Origin of the sequence: Streptomyces sp. KLMMK (assembly GCF_036961605.1) — a bacterium.
GTDB classification, from domain to species: Bacteria; Actinomycetota; Actinomycetes; order Streptomycetales; family Streptomycetaceae; genus Streptomyces; species Streptomyces telluris.
In genome coordinates this window covers 1-4,312 of sequence record NZ_JBAMDC010000487.1, presented here as the reverse complement: position 1 = coordinate 4,312, position 4,312 = coordinate 1, and the positions used below count along the sequence as shown (strand labels likewise).

The window sequence follows — 4,312 nt, the reverse complement described above, 5'->3', positions numbered from 1 at the left end:
CGCGACCGTGCCGTGCCGGCCGCGCGGCGTCCCGCGAAGGTGCTCACCCTGCCCGCGAAGATCTCCTTCGCGGACGCCTACGACAAGGTGCCCGAGGCGCAGCGGCGGCCGCTGTGGGGCCTGCTGGGCATCAGCGGCGACGATCTGGCGCCGCTCGGCGTGGACTTCGCGGCGGACGCCCCGTCGTTCCTGATCAGCGGCCCGCCCGGAACGGGGCGTTCCACGACACTGGCGTCCCTCGCGGTCTCCCTGCTGGCCGGGGGCACGCGGGTGGTCGCCCTCACCCCGCGCGAATCGCCGCTGCGCGGGCTGGCCCGGCACCCGCTGGCGACCGTGCTGGCGCAGGCCGATCCGTCCGAGGAGGACGTGCGGGCCGCCCTCGACGCGGGCAGCGGCCCGGCCGTGGTGCTGGTCGACGACGCGGACCTGCTGTCCTCGATGCCCGCGGCCGACGACGTGCTGCGCGACATCGCGGCCACCGGTCGCGACCGGGGCACCGGCCTGGCGGCCGCGGGCACCCCGGAAGCGCTGACCTCCGCCGGGTTCGGCTGGCTGGGGCAGGCGCGCAGGCTCCGCAAGGGGCTGCTGCTGGCGCCGCAGTCCCCGAGCGAGGGGGACATGCTCGGGGTGCGGCTCCCGTACGACCTGCTGCGCTCGCGGCCCGTGCCCGGGCGCGGGCTGACGGTGGATCCGGTGACGGGGGACCTGGTCTCCCTCCTCGTACCGGAGACCGTGCTGCAGGAGGGGTGAGGACGCACGAGGCGCCCCCGGCCGGCGGGCCGGGGGCGCCTCGTGCTGTGCGGGAGGGACGGTCAGCCGTTGGTGCCCTTGGCGATGTCCGCGTCCATCTGCGCCACGGCGGTCTTGATCTTCTGGAACTGGCCGGCGAAGGCGGTGATGCCCTTCATCGCCTCGCTCAGGGAGAGCGTCAGCTTCTCGTACGACGCCTTCATCGCCGGGCTGCTCTGCTGCATGAACAGGCCGTTGTCCAGCAGGCCCTCGACGGTCGTCTTGGTGTTCTGCAGCATGGGCACGATGTTCGTGACGGCGTCGTTCATCGTCTTGGCGACCTTGTCGATCTCGGCGTAGTCGATGCTGACGTTGCCCTGGGGCATGGTGTCTCCTTGATGTGATCCGGATGAGGTGCTGCTACTGCTCCGGCCGGGGCCGGCTCAGGGTTCGAGGCGCCAGCCGGTGTCCTTGTCCGCGCTGGTGCTGACCCACTTCTGCGAGCGGCCGTCGGGGGTCTCGACCGTCTTCGTCCCGCTGCCGTCCTTCTTGACCTCGACGGTCGTGGTCGTCTCCCCGCCCTTTTCGTCCACGGTGGTGTCGATGGTGCCCGTGACGGTGCGTTCCTTGCCGTCCTTGTCGGGCCCGGTGGTCGTGTAGGTGGTGTGCGAGGTGCGCTGCCCGGTCTGCGGGTTGAAGACCGAGGAGGTGTCGCCGCTGGTGACGGTCGTCTTGCCGTCCGGAGCCGTGGTGGTGCTGTTGAACTTGGTCGTCGTGGTCTTGGCGTTCGGCGCGGTCTCCGTCGTGGTGGAGTTGCCGTTGGTCACCGTGACGTTGCCGTGCACGTCGGTGGCCTTCGACTCGTAGGTGCCGTCGGGGCGGTACGTCGTTGTCTCGGTGCTGGTCAGGCCGCTCTTGGTGGTGATGGTCGTGGTGACCGTCTGCGGCTTGCCGTCCGGCCCGTAGGTGTACGTCGTGGTGGTGGAGTTGCCGCTGGGGTCGGTGGTGGTCCAGGTGGCCGGCCGCTGCCCCGGGTCCTTGGGGGCGTCCGGGTCGTTCGGGTCCGCCTTCCCCTCGGCCACCAGCTTCTGCCACTGGTCGTAGGCGGCCTTCTGCCCGGTCCACAGGTCCGCGGCGATGGCGGCGCCCTGCCGGTTCGCGTCGGCCGCCAGCCTGAAGTCCCAGGCGGCCCACTCCTTGCCCACCTTCTCGTACAGCTGCCCGAGCTTCTCCAGCTTCTCCTCGGAGCGTTTGAAGGCCCCGCCCCACCGGACGTAGTACTGGCGCACGGCCGTCCTGGCCCCCGCCGGGCCGATCTGCTCGGCGGAGGGGTCGGGCGTGTGCGTGCGCGCCTCGGCCACCTGCTCCTTCAACGAGCGGGCCTTCTTCGCCACGTCGTAGAGCAGCTCGTAGTCCACGGCTATGTCCGGCACGGTCGCCTCCTCGCGGTCGCACGAACCTGTCACACCAACAGATGGCCGTCGTGCGCAATCCGTTCACTTGGAACGGGAGGAGACTTCCGTCTCAGTGGTGACTTTCTCCACAGAGTGAACCGAAGTGACTCCGATCCCATCGGACAGGATGACCGTGTGTGCCGCCTGGGGAGGGCGGCGCGGTGCGCGAGGGGGAGGGCGTCAGACGTGGCCACGCGTCCCGGTGACTGGAGCGCCGTGGGGCTGGGCGGGGACCCGGTCCCCGGCGACCCCGCCGTCATCAACGGCCTGGCCGACGCCATGCGCCGGCTCGCCGACACCGCCGGAACGATCCACGACGGCCTGAACGCGCTCCAGGACACCTCCGCCCAGGGGCAGCGCTTCATCGGCAAGACAGCGGAGGCGCTGCGCGGCAAGGTCGACGAGCACCTGAACAAGTTCGCCGGGTCGGTGCGCGAGTCGTTCCTCATGGCCGAGGCGGCGATGCGGGCCTACGCCACCGCCGTCACCACCGCGCAGTCGGCTGCCGACCAGGCCCTGAACGCCGCCCAGGGGATGGCCCAGGACGACCCCCAGCGGCAGGGGCTCACCGACCGCGTCTCGAACGCCCGCAGCGACCTGAACGCCGCCGTCACCCAGCTGAGCCACCGGCTCACGGAGGCGGGTCAGCGGATGCAGATGCCGGTGAGCAACTGCGAGCTGTTCTGGGAGGCCTTCGAGATCCTCACCATCATCGTCTCGATCCTGGCCATCTTCACCGGCGGCCTCCTCGGGATCCTCGCCTGGGCGATGAACGCGGTCAATTTCATCAAGGTCGCCGTCGACTTCAGCCAGGGCAAGGCGAACGGCCTGCAGCTCGGGCTCGCCTTCCTCGGCATCCTCTTCCCGTCCACCAAGGGCATCGGCGGCACCCTCAAGGCCCTCGGCAAGGGCATCAAGGCGGGGGGCGCCGGCTTCCTGGACGACGTCGGCCGCATCGCCCGCCTCACCGGGACGAGCCGCCTCGTGGTCGCGCCCCTGCTCCTCGGCACCAGGCTCGGCGCCGGGCTGCGCGGCTTCCTGCCCCTGGTGTGGACCGGCATGAAGTCCCTCGGCCGCGCCGGCCTCGACGACTGGGCGAAGGTCACGGGCAACCTCACCGGCGCCTGGTCCAAGGCCGGTGCCTACGGGATGGTCACCCTGCGCCGGCTCGGCCGGTTCGGGGTGGCGGCCCTGCTGCCCCTCAACTTCGCCGAGATCGGCGTCGTCGGCTTCCGGGGCGCGGCGGCCCTGGCCTTCGCCGACCGCGTCCTCGGCATCCCGCAGCACTCGCTCCGCCAGATGATGGCCAGGGCGGGCGACCTCGAGTACCTCATGAAGGGCGTCCATCACGGGACGGCCGGAGCAGGTCACGGCCCCGGCTTCCCCGGCCGGGCGGGCGCGCACCTCGGAACCGGCCCGTTCGGCGGACTCCGCCCCGGCCCGGGCCTCGGGTCGGTGTCGACCGACCTGTTCCACCTCTCGCTGACCCGGACCCCGTCGCTGGACTTCACCCAGCTGGGCTTCGCCAAGCTCGGCGACGTGCTGCTGCCCCGCACCGGCGCAGCCGTGCACACCGGCACGGGCGCCGCCCCCGGCCTGCACGCCGTCCAAGGGCTCGTCACCCCGCCCCTCCCCGAGAACTTCACGCTCGGCAGGGGCGGCCTGGCCGTGCCCGCAACGGCCACCGACTCCGCGGTCACGCCCCTGACCCACCTCGACTCCTCCCTCGGCCAGCTCCGGCTCGACAGCAACCTGCTGCTCCCCGTGGACACCGCCCTCGGCGTCGTCCAGGGAGCCCGCCACCCCTCCGGGCTCTCCCTCCTGACGGACGCCCCCGCCACGGGGCACGGCGTGGAGGTGCCGGGCGGACTCGCCAAGGCCGGGGACGCCGTGGCCGACAGCACCGGCCTGGCGCGCGGCGCCCTCGGCCACGCCGAGGACCTCGCCGACCTGAAGTTCCCCGAGCTCCTGGCCCTCCAGCAGGGCGAGATCACGCTGCGCGGCATCTCCTCGGACGGCATCTCCTTCCGCATCGGCCGGGACACCGACGTGACGGTCAACGCCCAGAGCCTGTCGTCGCTCGCCACCGGCTCCCACGGCGGCGTCCCGCACGCGGCGCCGAACGCGGC

At 72.1% G+C, this 4,312-nt stretch carries 4 protein-coding genes; 2 read left to right on the top strand and 2 right to left on the bottom strand.

The features are described 5' to 3' along the window. The coding region (locus V7793_RS34175) for an AAA family ATPase (RefSeq protein WP_336013583.1) at positions 1 to 750 on the top strand (750 nt) is incomplete at its 5' end. Positions 751 to 812: 62 nt separating this feature from the next. Here the strand turns inward: V7793_RS34175 and V7793_RS34170 are convergent. Further along, positions 813 to 1,115, bottom strand: a complete 303-nt coding sequence (locus V7793_RS34170) for a hypothetical protein (protein WP_336013581.1) — start codon at positions 1,113 to 1,115, stop codon at positions 813 to 815. A gap of 57 nt (positions 1,116 to 1,172) precedes the next feature. Further along, positions 1,173 to 2,162, bottom strand: coding sequence for a hypothetical protein (locus tag V7793_RS34165; protein WP_336013580.1), 990 nt, complete (start codon positions 2,160 to 2,162; stop codon positions 1,173 to 1,175). A gap of 207 nt (positions 2,163 to 2,369) precedes the next feature. On the opposite strand from V7793_RS34165, the gene V7793_RS34160 reads away from it, so the two are divergent. Beyond that, positions 2,370 to 4,312 (top strand): putative T7SS-secreted protein (locus tag V7793_RS34160; protein WP_336013579.1); only part of this gene is annotated, 1,943 nt, incomplete at its 3' end.